Below are 12,773 nucleotides of genomic sequence, written 5' to 3' on the forward strand. Positions count from 1 at the left end.
ACTTGTAGAAGCGCTCCTTGTTCATTGAAGGCACCTCCTCCACCTCGTCCGGGTTCAAGGCGTCCTGCCCCAGCATCCAGTCCAGGATGGGGATGATCACAAACACCACCACCGGCGCGCCCCAGGCAAACAGGTTCACCATATCCAGGGCCTGGCCCGCAGCCAGCAGCAGGGCCGGTATGGCCAGCGGCAGCATGGAAATCAGGAACGCATACTTCTTGAGACTCAACAGGAGCCGGCGACGAGCCGGGCTTTGCATCATGGTTTGGTTACTGGTGCTCACGGTACATCCCTCTTGCTGGGTTTTGACTTCGGAAGCGACAACGGCGACTGGTGCGGTCCGATGGTCGCTTCGCGTTGGCAATTTTTAGGATTGGCGTCGTTGTATTCGCCAACCACTAATTGCATTATTGTCCTACAATACAGCAATCGTCAACATTGAGACGAAAATTTCCCAGACAAGCCCCACTAGCCGTTTCCCGGCGAACCAGGGCGCTAAAGGCAAAGGATGGAGCTGTGTTACACTCGTTGAAGAACGCCTACCAGGGGCTCAGACGCCCGATCCAGAGAGCTTTTATGGAATTCCAGGTTCCCAACACACTCGCTGAACAGATTGCCAACTACCTGGCCGAGCAGATCATGACCGGCCATGTCCAGCCCGGGCAGCGTATCCACGAAGCGAAGGTCGCCGCCGAACTTCAGGTAAGCCGGGCCTCCGTCAAGGAAGCCCTCTACACCCTGGAACGCTGGCATCTGGTGGACATCACCCCGCGTAAAGGCGCGGCGGCCACCTGGCTGGATGCCGAGCACGCCTCCGAGCTCTACGACGTTTACATGCACCTGCTGCAGATGCTGGTGGAGCGATTGATCGACCGCTGGCAGGCGCCCGACCGGGACCGGTTACTGGCGAAGATTGAACAGGTCACCCGCCAGCTGACCGGTGATGCGAATGTACTGGCCGTGGTGGAAGCCAGCTTCGACGTGATGGATGTGTGCTGCCAGGTGGTGGGCAACCCCTACCTCACCGAGGCGTTGACCAATTTCAAACCGGCGGTCAGCCGAACCTACTACCTGAGTGCCGACCGCTACCGCCAGGACCTGAAACGCACGGCCCAGTTTTTCAGCGGCCTCACCCAGGCCGTGCTGAGCCGGGACAAGCCCGCCGCTTCCAAACATATCCAGGGCTTTTTCGAGCATCAGCGGCAGTTGATCCTGCAGGCGCTGTCTCCGGAGGCCGAGGCGCCGACCACCCCGGTAGAATCCGCGTAACTTCAGATTCGCTTCTGTGACCCACTGCGCAGAAGCGCCCGACATTCCGCCCTATCGTAACAGTCTGTAACTTATTGAGACTCTTGCCGCCTGTCGGGGATCCCAGCTTGCGGCCACAGACTGATGCAGGGACCGCTCGTGACCACTGACGCCACGGAATCCGGAACACCTCACAAAGCCGGGTATTGGCGGCGGGTAATAGGCCTGGCGCTGACCTCGGTGGTCGTCGCCCAGGCCCACGGTTTTGAATCACTGGGCGATGCGGAACTCGCGGTGATCACGGGACAGTCGGGCCTGACGATTGAACTGGCCACCCGAGTGGACATCGGCCAGATCCGCTATTTGGACGACGCCCCGCTGGACATCAACCACCTCTGGCTGTCCGGCCACAACGGCAGCATGCTGGATAACCTGAAGATCACTCTGGATGTGGCCGGCGATGGCGAAGTGCTGGATTATGGATTCTCGGAACTGGCCCGCCGGGGCGATCAGGGCATTCTCGACCCGTCCAACCCGGATGTCGCCGCCGCCATGACCGCCTACAGCGCCGGCGGGGACTACGGCCGGCAATACGACGACGGCGATCTGGTCATTCACGTCAGCCCGCTGGATTCGGGCGACCCGGCCAGCATTGCCGATTATCTCTATTCCGTGGATTTCGAGTTGGGCATCGACAGCGTGGTCACCGGCGGCAATGCTGACAGCACCACCCTGTTCTCCAACATCCTGCTCCAGGGCTACCTTGGCCCCACCGACATCACCGTGCGCAATACCGCCGATGCACCCCGTGTTCTGAGCAGCGGCACCGCCGTCTCCGGGTCCGAGCTGCAGATCAGCAGCCACTTCCTGATCGACAACGGTCAGGTGGAGTGGGAAGTGGGTGACGTGATCCTGCTGTTCAACCTGGCCGCGGTGGGCATCGAAGGCCTCCAGATCCACAACCGACGCGGCGACGACATGAACGGCCATTTCAACATGGCCAGTGCTAATGCCAACCTGTCCAGGGGTATCAGCGGCACTTCCGGGATCGAAGGCCTGTCCATTCACGACGTGGAGTTCCGGGCGGATATCGATATGCCGGTCTTCCGGGTGGGCCAACAGAACATCGGCGCTGTGCACTTCACCGATTTCGCCATCACCGACTCCTCCCTGCTGGTCTACGGCCACTGATCCGGATTTCGCGCCAACCCCGTAATCGGATTACACTGTTCTCACGTAGATAATCGGGTATGCCCAACGGTCCCAATCGATGAGGAGCCCAAGCCGTGAGCGGAATTCCTGTTGGTATCAGCACCTGCCTCCTTGGCGAGCAGGTACGCCATGATGGCGGCCACAAACACTCCCGTTATTGCACCCAGGTGCTGGCCCGCCACTTCGACTTTCACCCCATCTGCCCGGAAATGGCCGCCGGCATGGGCACGCCACGGCCGGCCATCCACCTTCGCGAGATCGACAACGAGCTGCGGCTGATTGAAGCCAAGGGCAGTGCCGATCACACCGACTCAATGCAGGCCGTGATCGACAAGGTGATCCCCACCCTGGGCCACCTGCGGGGTTACATCCTGATGGCCAAGTCCCCCAGTTGTGGCATGGAACGGATCAAGGTGCACAACGCTGAGGGCCGGGTCGTTCGCCGGGATGCCAGTGGATTGTTTGCCGCGGCATTGATGAAGGCCTATCCCCTGCTGCCGGTGGAGGAGGAGGGGCGCCTTCACGACGACCAGCTTCGGGAGAACTTCATCGAACGGGTCTTCGCCTACGACGACTGGATGCAGAACGTGGCCGCCGATCTAACCCCCGGCGCCCTGATTGAGTTCCACACCCGCCACAAGTTCCAGTTGCTGGCCCACAACGAGCCCCTCTACCGGAAGCTGGGGCCACTGCTGTCTGACCTGAAATCCCGCCCGATTGAACAAACTGCCGGGCAATACATCGAAGGCTTTATGGAGGCGATGACCTGCAAGGTCAGCCGGGGCGCCCACGTCAACGCCATGCAACACCTGATGGGGTACCTGCGTGATTCGATGGGGGATGAAGACCGGAAGGTGCTGTTGGAGCAGATCGAGGCCTACCATCGTGGCGAGTTACCGCTGATCGTGCCCATGACCCTGCTGAGAATGGCCCAGCGCCGGGAACCGGTGGACTATGTGGAGCTGCAACATTACCTCAGCCCCTACCCGGACGAGTTGGGGCTGAGGAATCGGGTTTGAACACGTCGAGCGGGCCCGATCAGGCCCGCAGTTTCTCCCCGGCGGCACTTCTGGCCGCTTGACGGGCCCGTTCGGCCCGTTTGCGCTTCTTGCGCTCGTCGATGACCCTGGCCGCCTCACCGCCGACGTGGGTTTCGCCACGCTGCTCGGCCAGCCGGATCTGACGCTCGCGCTCGGCGAACCGGGCTTTCTGCTCCTCGGTGAGAGAGTCGATGCACTGGTGACAACTGACGCCTTGCTCGTACTCCGGGCGCTGCTTGTCCTCTTCGGTGATCGGCCGGCGGCAGGCGTGACACTGGTCGAACTCGCCACGCTCAAGCCGGTGATTTACCGTAACGCGATCGTCGAAGACAAAGCATTCGCCTTTCCACAGGGACTGCTCTTCGGGAACCTCTTCCAGGTACTTCAGGATGCCGCCCTTGAGATGGTAGACCTCGTCAAAGCCCTGCTCTTTCAGGTACGCCGTGGACTTTTCGCAGCGAATGCCGCCGGTGCAGAACATCGCCACCTTCTTGTGCCTGGCCGGGTCCAGGTTCTGCTTAACGTATTCGGGGAACTCGCGGAAGGTGTCGGTGGCCGGGTTAACGGCGTTCCTGAAGGTGCCGATTTCCACCTCGTACTGGTTGCGGGTATCGATCAAGAGCACTTCCGGGTCGGAGATCAGCTCATTCCATTCCCGGGGCTCGACGTAGGTGCCCACCACCCGCTTGGGGTCAATTCCTTCCACGCCCATGGTGACGATCTCTTTCTTGAGTTTCACCTTGGTGCGCTTGAAGGGCTGGATGTCGACAAAGGATTCTTTGTAATCGATGCCGTCAAAACGGGAATCGGTGTCGATCCAGGCCTTGACCGCATCGATGCCCTGCCGGCTGCCGGCAATGGTGCCATTAATCCCTTCCCGAGCCAGCAACAGCGTACCGCGGACCTCATTGGCGAGCATCAGGTCCAGCAGGGGCTGGCGAAGGGATTCGTAATCATTGACGACCGCGAACTTGTACAGTGCGCAGACGACGACTGAGTCTGTCATAAGTTACTCCTGCGGGCCGGATCGTAAATCCGGAGCATGGGTTTCTGAAAACTGAAAAATTGTGCCGGTCAGCGGCGTGCGAATTTTAACCAACTGACCGTCAGGTGCAAGTGAGTATGGGCTGAAAGACAGCCATGAGGATCTAGTCCGCCAACTCCCGCTCCACCACCGCCGACAACTGGCCCCAGCCCGGACGGGTCAGTTGGATGTTGTCCACCAGCACGGTGGGTGTGCTCATGACCCGCAGCTGCCTGGCCACCTGGACGCTGCTGTCAATGGCTTCACGGTGCAGTTCGGTGGTCATGCAGCGGCGGAAGCGGCGCTCGTCCAGGCCCTGCTCCACGGCGTAGCGGGAAAACATGTCCACCGGCGCACTGGTGCCGCTCCATTCGCCCTGATTGGCGAACAAGGCGTCGTGCATGGACCAGTAGCCGTCCTGGTCACCGGCACAGCGGGCGGCCATGGCGGCGGGCATGGCGTTCTGGTGCTGGCGCAGGGGCAGGTCGAAGAACACGAAGCGGACCTTGCCGGCCGCCACGTATTCGTCCTTCAGGCGCTGGCTGGCGTCGAAGAACCGCCCGCAGGCCGGGCACTGGTAATCGGCGAACTCACGCACCACCACCGGGGCATCCTCGTCGCCAACGCTGACGCCGTAGCGGTCAAGCTCGGCGGGAAACGGCTCGGCGTCAGCCGCGGCCACCGGCAAGGTCTCCGCCGTTTTTTCCGGCGGCTGGGTCACCAACAACAGCCCGGCAACCACTGCCACCACCGCGGCAACGGCTGTCGCCATCCAGGCCAGCTTCCTTCGACCGGACTTGTCGTACCCCGGTGCACCTGTCGCCTTGCGCCGCTTTGCCTCTCCCATAAACGCTCCTTTGTGTATTGATAAATAGACGCTAAGATCATGACAGACCGCAAAAAGTTCCGCCAGAACGAGGTGCCAGCATGGCCATTCCCCAGTCCCTCCACGAATCCCTGAGCCTACCGCTGATTGCCGCGCCCATGTTCCTGATTTCGGGCCCGGAACTGGCCCTGGCCTGTTGCAAGGCCGGGGTGGTGGGCAGCTTTCCGGCGCTGAACCAGCGCACCAGTGCCGGGTTCGAGGAGTGGCTGGTCCAGATGAACTCCGAACTGGCCGCCTACCGGGAGCAGCATCCCGGACATCCGGTGGCCCCCTATGCGGTGAACCTGGTGGTCCATCGCACCAATCCCCGCTGGGAGGCAGACCTGGAGCTTTGTGTCCGCCACCAAGTGCCCATCGTCATTACCTCCCTGGGAGCCGCCAGCCAGGTGGTGGAGGCGGTGCACAGCTACGGCGGCCTGGTGTTCCACGATGTGATCAACCAACGCCACGCGCGCAAGGCCGCGGAAGCCGGTGTCGACGGCATCATCGCGGTTTCCGCCGGCGCCGGTGGGCATGCCGGCACCACCAATCCGTTCGTTCTGGTGCACGAAATCCGCGACGTGTTCGACGGTACCGTTATCCTGGCCGGTGGCCTCTCCCACGGCGAGGATCTGCTGGCGGCACGGGCGCTGGGGGCGGATATGGCCTACATGGGCACCCGCTTTATCAACACCCGCGAGTCCCGGGCCGAGGCCGCCTACCAGAACATGATCATCGAGGCGGTGTCCGAGGACATCATTCACACCCCGGCGGTGTCCGGCGTGCCGGCCAGCTTCATGCGCCAGAGCCTGGAGGCGGCGGGCTTTCCCATGGACAAGCTGGGCAAGGCCGCCGAAGTCAATTACGGTGAGAAGCTCAAGCCCCTGGACGACGAGGCCAAGGCCTGGAAAACCGTGTGGTCTGCGGGCCAGGGGGTCAGTCAGATTCACAATGTGTTGTCGGTGGCAGCGCTGGTAACCCGGTTAAGTGGCGAATATTACTCGGCCAGATCCACACTGTGCGGATAAACCCGCAGAATGGAAACGGGACCGGAGAGGCCCCGTTTCCGGCATACTGGTCAGCTACCGGAGCTTTCGTCCTCCTGCTCGACCTCGCCAGCGACAAAGTTGCCGCTGCCTGCAGGTTGTTCAACGTAATCCACTTCAATGAGCGGACGCTCCCCACTCTCAAAGTCAGCCATCAGCTGATCACGCTGAATGCCATCAAACTCGGTTTCACCGTCTTCCGCCCATATCTGGACACCCAGTACGGTGACCGTGGTGTCGTCAATGGCACCCAGACGCCCCGTTACCTCGAACTCACGACCCGAGTCGTCTTCAACTTCACGTTCAACCTTGGTCGCCTCCAGGAATACCTCGCCGCCGTCAGTAGACCGTTCGATGCCCTCCACTTCCACCTTAAAAGCACCATTCAGGTCTGCCAGACCGATCCTCTGGTCATTGTCATCATCACTGATGATGGTTAACGGCGTAACCTGAACCCGAACGCCCCCCACCAGGAAGGTGCGGTTACTGAAATCGATGGATGCCTGGTCGATGGGCCCCTCGACTTCAGCGTTGGCTTCCCGGATGGCGATTTCTTCCGCCTCAACGCTTCCGCCTGCCAGGAAGCGCCCCTCAACCTGGATCAACAGGCCCGGTTGCAGGTCCTCACTGGTCAGGCCATCTTCAAACACCTCATCATCAGGGACCATCACTGTCAGTCCATTGACGGTGAAGGTGCTGTCAGCGTCGTCAAATGCTGTCGTCACCGGCCCGGCAAACTCGATGTCGTCATCATCCCCGCGTTGGTAACGCCGGGTTTCATCCTGTTCAATGTTACTGGCTATCAGTCCGGAGGCACCACCAACGAAACCGATACGCCCCTCCACTTCAACCACAAGCCCGAGGGCGTTCAGATCCCTTTCCGTCAGACCATCACCAAAGGTGGTGGTATTGTCATACTCGACCGGCAATCCGTTGATCGAGAACCGGTTCAGGCCGGCATCCAAGGAGTTATCGTCAACCCGCCCCTCGATCTCGACGTCATCCAAAGACACTTCCAAAGAGCCGACATAGCTGGCTCGATAACGGCCATCCGGCAGGCGCCAGCCACTGACACGGACAAACCTGCCGCTATCAATAGTCTGTAACGACAAGCCCTTGAACACCGACTGTTTGTCGGCGATGATGGTCTGGCCATAGACGGTGAACGTGACACTCTCACGAATGCTACTGTCGTCCGGGTCGAGTGTCTCGGAGACGATGACCACCTCGCCGCGGAAGGTATCGTCATACTCCACCAGCTCTGCAGTCCCCCCACCATCGGCGCGCCATTGCCCCTCGACCCTCAGGATCATGCCTTCGTCAAGCTGATCCTCCCGGGTAATGCCATCGTCGCTGGCGACCGAGCCGTCGGTCTCAAAGCGGATCCCGTTGACGAACACGCTGCCAAAACCGGATACCGGCCCCACACTGGCACCAGTACCCCGAATGCCACCGTCGGCAACATTCACAGAGTTGTCTCCACTGCCCCCACAGCCAGAAATCAAAACAACCACGAGCGCACCCGCTGAGACTGAAAGGTACCGGTGCATTGGTGTCGGTTTCATGGGTTACTCTCCCTCACCGGCACTCCGGGCCGGGGTAGTGGTCATCGGGTCTTCGAAATAGAAGATACTGACGCCGGTTCTCACCGGCTTTGCATTACTTCCGTCATCCTTTTTCCCAGAAATATCGCGATCATGGGGCCCCAACCATCGGTCCAGCTGCTCAAGCAATTGCTGTGACTGCTCGGCTGCGTGTCGGCGCCAGCGGGCCATTATCTCTGGAGGAATGCGATTGTACGTCAGTGTTCTCTGGAACAGGGGCTGATGGCCAGCTTCACCGCTGACCAGGTTATAGTCGATGGTTGCCACCAGATCAGATACATCCTCGCCAAAAATCTGGAGCATTTCTTCACTGTCACCGAGGGGGATATAGGCACGCTGCTTCAGCACGAGCTCACCCGACGATCGATCAACAGAGACCACGCCCACCCGCAGTAATTCATCCAGTACCGCACGAGGCGGCATATCTCCGCTGTATCGTTTAACCAGTTCACTGAAACTGAGCGGCCCATCGAAGGCCAGTATCGCCGGCTCCCCTTTGTGATTTTGGAATGCGGTATCGTGAACCCAGCCTGACACCACGCGGGAGGCCCGGTTAGCATGGACAGCAGTCGACTTGCCGGAATGCTCTCCGGCCAGGATTTCGCGCTGCCGTTTGACCTCTTTCCGGGTCAGGCCTGTCATTACGGCCGCTCTGGAGTCCGTTGTTTTTTTACGGTCATCGCCGAAGTCCTCCAGAGCTGCCTCCACGTATGCCCGCTTGGCCAGCTCCGCGAACTCGCCGAATGGGATGCCATTACGGAGCATGAGTCTGGCAAGCGGGCGAAGAATGCGATACAGCGCCTGATGCAGGGGATTGGTGTCGGAATGCTTCATTTTTGGGATTATATTCCCATACCGTACTCAAAACCAGCGTTGCCCGGCCTCCGGCTCAGCCCCGGCCGGGCTTCGGCATGGTCAGTCATCTTCCTCGATTTCACTGACGACATAATCACCACCGCTATTGCGGAAGTAGTCCACTTCCACCTCGCTGCCAACCTCGATACCGGTGAAATCCGCACTGCCCCGCAACATTTCCAGGCCCATGACGGTGACTGTCGTACTGGAGAGAGCCGTGACTCGACCATTCATTTCGAAGTCATCGTCACCATCATCTTCCCGCTCAACCCTGATGGCCTCCAGAAAACCGCCATCTTCAGAGCGCTGGCGCCCTTCGATTTCCAGAAAATCCCCCACATTGAGGTATTCTATATCCTGAGTACGCATGGTGATGCGCTCATCATCACCATCGTCGTCCCCAATCAGGGTTCCAGTGGTCAGAGTCACGCGCACCCCACTGACAATCAGAGTTTCACTGCCTGATTTTGACTCGATAATGCCGTCCAGTTCGGCATCTCCGTCCCGGGGTTCGATTTCCTCGGCAACCAACACACCGTTGCGGTAATCGCCTTCCACCTTCAGCAACAGGCCATTACCCAAGCTGCTTTCGCTCAGACCATCATCAAATTCGGTGCCACTGTTAACCTGAACCTGGATGCCATTGATCAAGAACGTTTGATTGGCCGCGTCAAAATCGTAGACCACGCCGACGATCTCCAGGTCGTCATCTTCGTCAAACAGTTCGCCCTCTTCATCAATCTCCCAGGCGATCAGCACCCCGCCTTCCAGCCCCCCCTCTACTTCAACCGCCAAGCCTTGGCGAAGGTCGTCCCGAGTCATGTCGTCGTCAAAGACGGCACTGGTGTAGTCCACCGGAAAGCCATTAATGGTGAAAGTCTGGGCACCGGCATCCAGATCCTCAACGATACCTTCGATTTCCACTTCGTTGTTGTCGTTAAAATCCCCGCTGATAGCCTTCACGCCGACGAAACTGGCGCGGAAAGAACCATCATTCAGTTGCCACCCGCTGACGCGCACACGATAGGTGTCGGTAGCCACGCCGTTAATCTCGACCGGGCTCAGGCCTTTGAAAACGGTCTGACCATCCAGGTGAACAGTCTGTCCGGCAACCATCAGCGTCCCGGTCTTTTCGACATCGTCCCATGTGGCGGACGTCAGGGGCCCGCGTATCGTGTCATCGTAGTCAACACGTTGCGCGTCACCCTCGCCACTACCGTCCCAACTGCCACGAACTTTGAGGATCATGCCTTTTTCCAGCTGGGTTTCCCGTTCAACACCGTCGTCACTGTTTACTGAGCCATCGGTATGAAAACGGATACCGTTGACGTAGACACTGCCGAAACCGGAAAGCGGGCCCACGCTGGAACCACTGGAAGCTTCGGAGCTGTCCGAACTGCCAGAACCACCGCCACCACAGGCCGCCAGAGTACCGGCAAGGGCACCGCCAATGACGATCTTGATCGCTTTAGACAAGGCATTACGTTTCATATCGATTCTCCAGGCTTAATTTCCCGCTATCCCACAAGGCCTTCTGGGCCCGCCCTCTTTCACCTTGTTTTTGGGATAGTATTCCCACACCGCAATATGGGAATTTATTCCCAAAAAGTCAAAATGTCCAGTTTTTGATCATTAAGAATTTATGAACTTCTGTTCAACGTGTGCGTAAGCTATCTACACACAAACGAAAACAGGGGCAGAACCATGCTGGGATTTCTGAAGGGTGATCCGAAGAAAAACTGCAAAAAGCTCACGAAGACAAGCTCGCCAAAACGCTCCACACGCAGCGCGATGGCGAGTTGCGCCCCCATGGCACGCTCATGGAAGAAGCGGAGCAGATTTACGCGGGAATAGATACGTTGGAAAAGCGGGGGTAAAGAGAAGGGGGCATTACCACTCCCCCATCAATTGCCGGAGTTGCTGGTTGAGGCGATTTACCTCACGGCGCATATCCTGAACTTCATCAAGCAGTTCCAGCGACATCGCCAATCCAGGCAGATTCAGTTTGAGGTCACGCTGCAGCCGCAGCGCCTTTCGCAACCTTGCCAGTGCCGCCAGGTCAAACTGCCAGTAGCGTTCCTCCAAGCTATCTTCTACCGGCGCAATGATACCGTAGTTGACCAGCTTGATGACAAACTCGGCGTGGCATTCACCGCGTTCGCAAATTTCGGTCAGCGTCAGTGTCATCTGAGGCTCGGCCACCTCGACAGTCTGAATCGAATCTTTCCTGGTCATGCCCTGCGCCCCCGCTTACACATGAAGTTTGCTACGCGGATTGAAGCCACCCTCCAGCTCCGCCAGTTGCTGATACAGGGCTTCGGCCTGGTCGCTGTGCCGCTCCGGCATCACCACCTGCAACACCACTATCTGGTCGCCCGGGTGCTTGCCGGGCATGCCTTTGCCCTTGAGCCGTAGCTTACGGCCGGTGGTCGCGCCTTTCGGCAGCTTGAGGTTGACCTTCCCCCCCACCGTGGGCACGGTGACCGACGCCCCCAGCGCCGCCTCCCAGGGAGTGACCGGCACGGTGACCACTATATCCCGGCCTTCCACGGTGAACAGCGGGTGAGGCGCCAGCTCCACCTCGATAAACAGGTCCCCCGGCTCGCCCCCATTAAACCCGGGCGATCCCTGCCCCTTGAGGCGGATGTGCTGGCCTTCGCGCATGCCCGGCGGAATCTTGACCTTCAGGGTCTTGGTGCGGGCCTTCAGGTGCGAATAATCCACCGAGTCGTGCACGGTGAAGGTGACCTGCTTCTCGCAGCCGTTGAAGGCCTCTTCCAGGAACAGCGCCAGGCGGGCATGCACATCCTCCCCCCGCATGGGGCCCTGGGGACGGAAACCAAAACCGGCATGGCGACTGGCGCCACCGCCGCCGAAGATGGACTCGAAGAAATCACTGAAGTGACGGGCGTCGGCCTCGGTGTAACCGCCACCACCGAAACCGGACGCACTCTGCCAGCCCGGAGGCGGCTCAAACTGCTCCCCCCGGCTGCCGTATTTGCGGATCTGGTCGTACTCGGCGCGTTTCTCCGGGTCCTTCAGGACTTCGTAGGCCTCACCGACGTCCTTGAATTTCTCGTCGGCATTGGCCTCCTTGCTGACGTCCGGATGGTACTTGCGCGCCAGCTTGCGGTAGGCCTTCTTGATCTCCTCCGGCGTCGCCGACTCGCTCACGCCCAGGGCGGCGTAATAGTCCTTGAACTCCATGATGTCTCTCGCAGCTACAAGTTCAAGATTGAGGGGAACAGATTTCAGGTCTGTCCCCGCCGAACGTTCCAGGTACTGTCTTTAAATATTTGTTGGCGAGCGGCAATTTACAAGGTGGGATTGGTCTGAATTTGACCACGGTCAGAAGGAGGTGAAGGAGATTGAGAAACAACAAGGGGGACAGGTTTCAAACCTGTCCCCCTCAGAGAGGCCGGGGACAGACTCAAGTCTGTCCCCGCTCATTTTTATGGCGGGATCAGTTAACCTTCGGATCCAGCTCGCCGGACGCGTAACGCTGGAACATGGTTTCCAGGTCCACCGGCTTGATCTTGCTGGCGTTGCCGGCGGTACCGAAGGCTTCGTAGCGGGCGATACAGATCTCGGTCATCGCCTTCATGGATTCCTTCAGGTATTTGCGCGGGTCGAACTCAGCAGTGTTCTGGGCCAGGAAGCGACGGATGGAACCGGTGCTCGCCAGGCGCAGGTCGGTGTCGATGTTGACCTTGCGCACGCCGTGCTTGATGCCCTCGACGATCTCCTCGACCGGCACACCGTAGGTTTCCGGGATCTCACCACCGAACTCGTTGATGATGGCCAGCCAGTCCTGGGGAACGGAGCTGGAGCCGTGCATCACCAGGTGGGTGTCCGGAATCCGCTTGTGGATGGCCTTGA

13 protein-coding genes and 1 pseudogene are annotated in these 12,773 nt (G+C 59.5%); 5 read left to right on the top strand and 9 right to left on the bottom strand.

What is annotated here, in order from left to right; genetic code table 11:
- Window positions 1-283, bottom strand: a pseudogene (locus tag R3175_RS17330) (alkane 1-monooxygenase); the annotation flags it as partial.
- Window positions 284-576: 293 nt separating this feature from the next.
- On the opposite strand from R3175_RS17330, the gene R3175_RS17335 reads away from it, so the two are divergent.
- The 3 genes from R3175_RS17335 (at window position 577) to R3175_RS17345 (ending at window position 3,479) form a co-directional block, all read left to right on the top strand.
- Complete coding sequence (locus R3175_RS17335) at window positions 577-1,269, top strand: GntR family transcriptional regulator (protein WP_318945600.1); 693 nt, start codon at window positions 577-579, stop codon at window positions 1,267-1,269.
- 138 nt (window positions 1,270-1,407) lie between these two features.
- The gene (locus R3175_RS17340; protein ID WP_318945601.1) at window positions 1,408-2,439 is read left to right on the top strand and encodes a DUF6160 family protein; all 1,032 of its coding nucleotides are present in this window, start codon (window positions 1,408-1,410) and stop codon (window positions 2,437-2,439) included.
- Window positions 2,440-2,534: 95 nt separating this feature from the next.
- The gene (locus R3175_RS17345; RefSeq protein ID WP_318945602.1) at window positions 2,535-3,479 is read left to right on the top strand and encodes a DUF523 and DUF1722 domain-containing protein; all 945 of its coding nucleotides are present in this window, start codon (window positions 2,535-2,537) and stop codon (window positions 3,477-3,479) included.
- A 19-nt stretch (window positions 3,480-3,498) separates the two neighbouring features.
- On the opposite strand, the gene R3175_RS17350 is transcribed toward R3175_RS17345, so the two are convergent.
- Together R3175_RS17350 and R3175_RS17355 are read right to left on the bottom strand one after the other, a co-directional pair.
- On the bottom strand, window positions 3,499-4,506 hold the full coding sequence (locus tag R3175_RS17350; protein ID WP_318945603.1) for a rhodanese-related sulfurtransferase: 1,008 nt from the start codon (window positions 4,504-4,506) through the stop codon (window positions 3,499-3,501).
- Between the two features lie 142 nt (window positions 4,507-4,648).
- Window positions 4,649-5,371 (bottom strand): DsbA family protein, encoded by a 723-nt coding sequence (locus R3175_RS17355; protein ID WP_318945604.1) that lies wholly within the window; start codon window positions 5,369-5,371, stop codon window positions 4,649-4,651.
- An 80-nt stretch (window positions 5,372-5,451) separates the two neighbouring features.
- On the opposite strand from R3175_RS17355, the gene R3175_RS17360 reads away from it, so the two are divergent.
- Window positions 5,452-6,417, top strand: a complete 966-nt coding sequence (locus R3175_RS17360; RefSeq protein WP_318945605.1) for a nitronate monooxygenase family protein — start codon at window positions 5,452-5,454, stop codon at window positions 6,415-6,417.
- 50 nt (window positions 6,418-6,467) lie between these two features.
- Here R3175_RS17360 and R3175_RS17365 read toward each other — a convergent pair whose 3' ends face one another.
- From R3175_RS17365 to R3175_RS17375, 3 genes are all read right to left on the bottom strand, one after another.
- Entirely contained in the window at window positions 6,468-7,904 is a 1,437-nt protein-coding gene (locus R3175_RS17365) for a DUF5666 domain-containing protein (protein ID WP_318945606.1), read from the bottom strand.
- A 99-nt stretch (window positions 7,905-8,003) separates the two neighbouring features.
- Entirely contained in the window at window positions 8,004-8,873 is an 870-nt protein-coding gene (locus R3175_RS17370) for a DUF6502 family protein (RefSeq protein WP_318945607.1), read from the bottom strand.
- Window positions 8,874-8,954: 81 nt separating this feature from the next.
- A complete protein-coding gene (locus R3175_RS17375; RefSeq protein ID WP_318945608.1) occupies window positions 8,955-10,385 on the bottom strand; it encodes a DUF5666 domain-containing protein in 1,431 nt (476 codons plus the stop codon).
- A 248-nt stretch (window positions 10,386-10,633) separates the two neighbouring features.
- Here R3175_RS17375 and R3175_RS17380 point away from each other — a divergent pair, with 248 nt between their 5' ends.
- A complete protein-coding gene (locus R3175_RS17380; RefSeq protein WP_318945612.1) occupies window positions 10,634-10,771 on the top strand; it encodes a DUF6435 family protein in 138 nt (45 codons plus the stop codon).
- Window positions 10,772-10,784: 13 nt separating this feature from the next.
- On the opposite strand, the gene R3175_RS17385 is transcribed toward R3175_RS17380, so the two are convergent.
- From R3175_RS17385 to R3175_RS17395, 3 genes are all read right to left on the bottom strand, one after another.
- Window positions 10,785-11,129 (bottom strand): chaperone modulator CbpM, encoded by a 345-nt coding sequence (locus R3175_RS17385; protein WP_318945609.1) that lies wholly within the window; start codon window positions 11,127-11,129, stop codon window positions 10,785-10,787.
- Between the two features lie 15 nt (window positions 11,130-11,144).
- Window positions 11,145-12,101, bottom strand: coding sequence for a DnaJ C-terminal domain-containing protein (locus R3175_RS17390; protein ID WP_318945610.1), 957 nt, complete (start codon window positions 12,099-12,101; stop codon window positions 11,145-11,147).
- A gap of 256 nt (window positions 12,102-12,357) precedes the next feature.
- The coding region (locus R3175_RS17395; protein WP_318945611.1) for a class II fructose-bisphosphate aldolase at window positions 12,358-12,773 on the bottom strand (416 nt) is incomplete at its 5' end.

Origin of the sequence: Marinobacter sp. (genome assembly GCF_033722735.1) — a bacterium.
Classification (GTDB): Bacteria; Pseudomonadota; Gammaproteobacteria; order Pseudomonadales; family Oleiphilaceae; genus Marinobacter.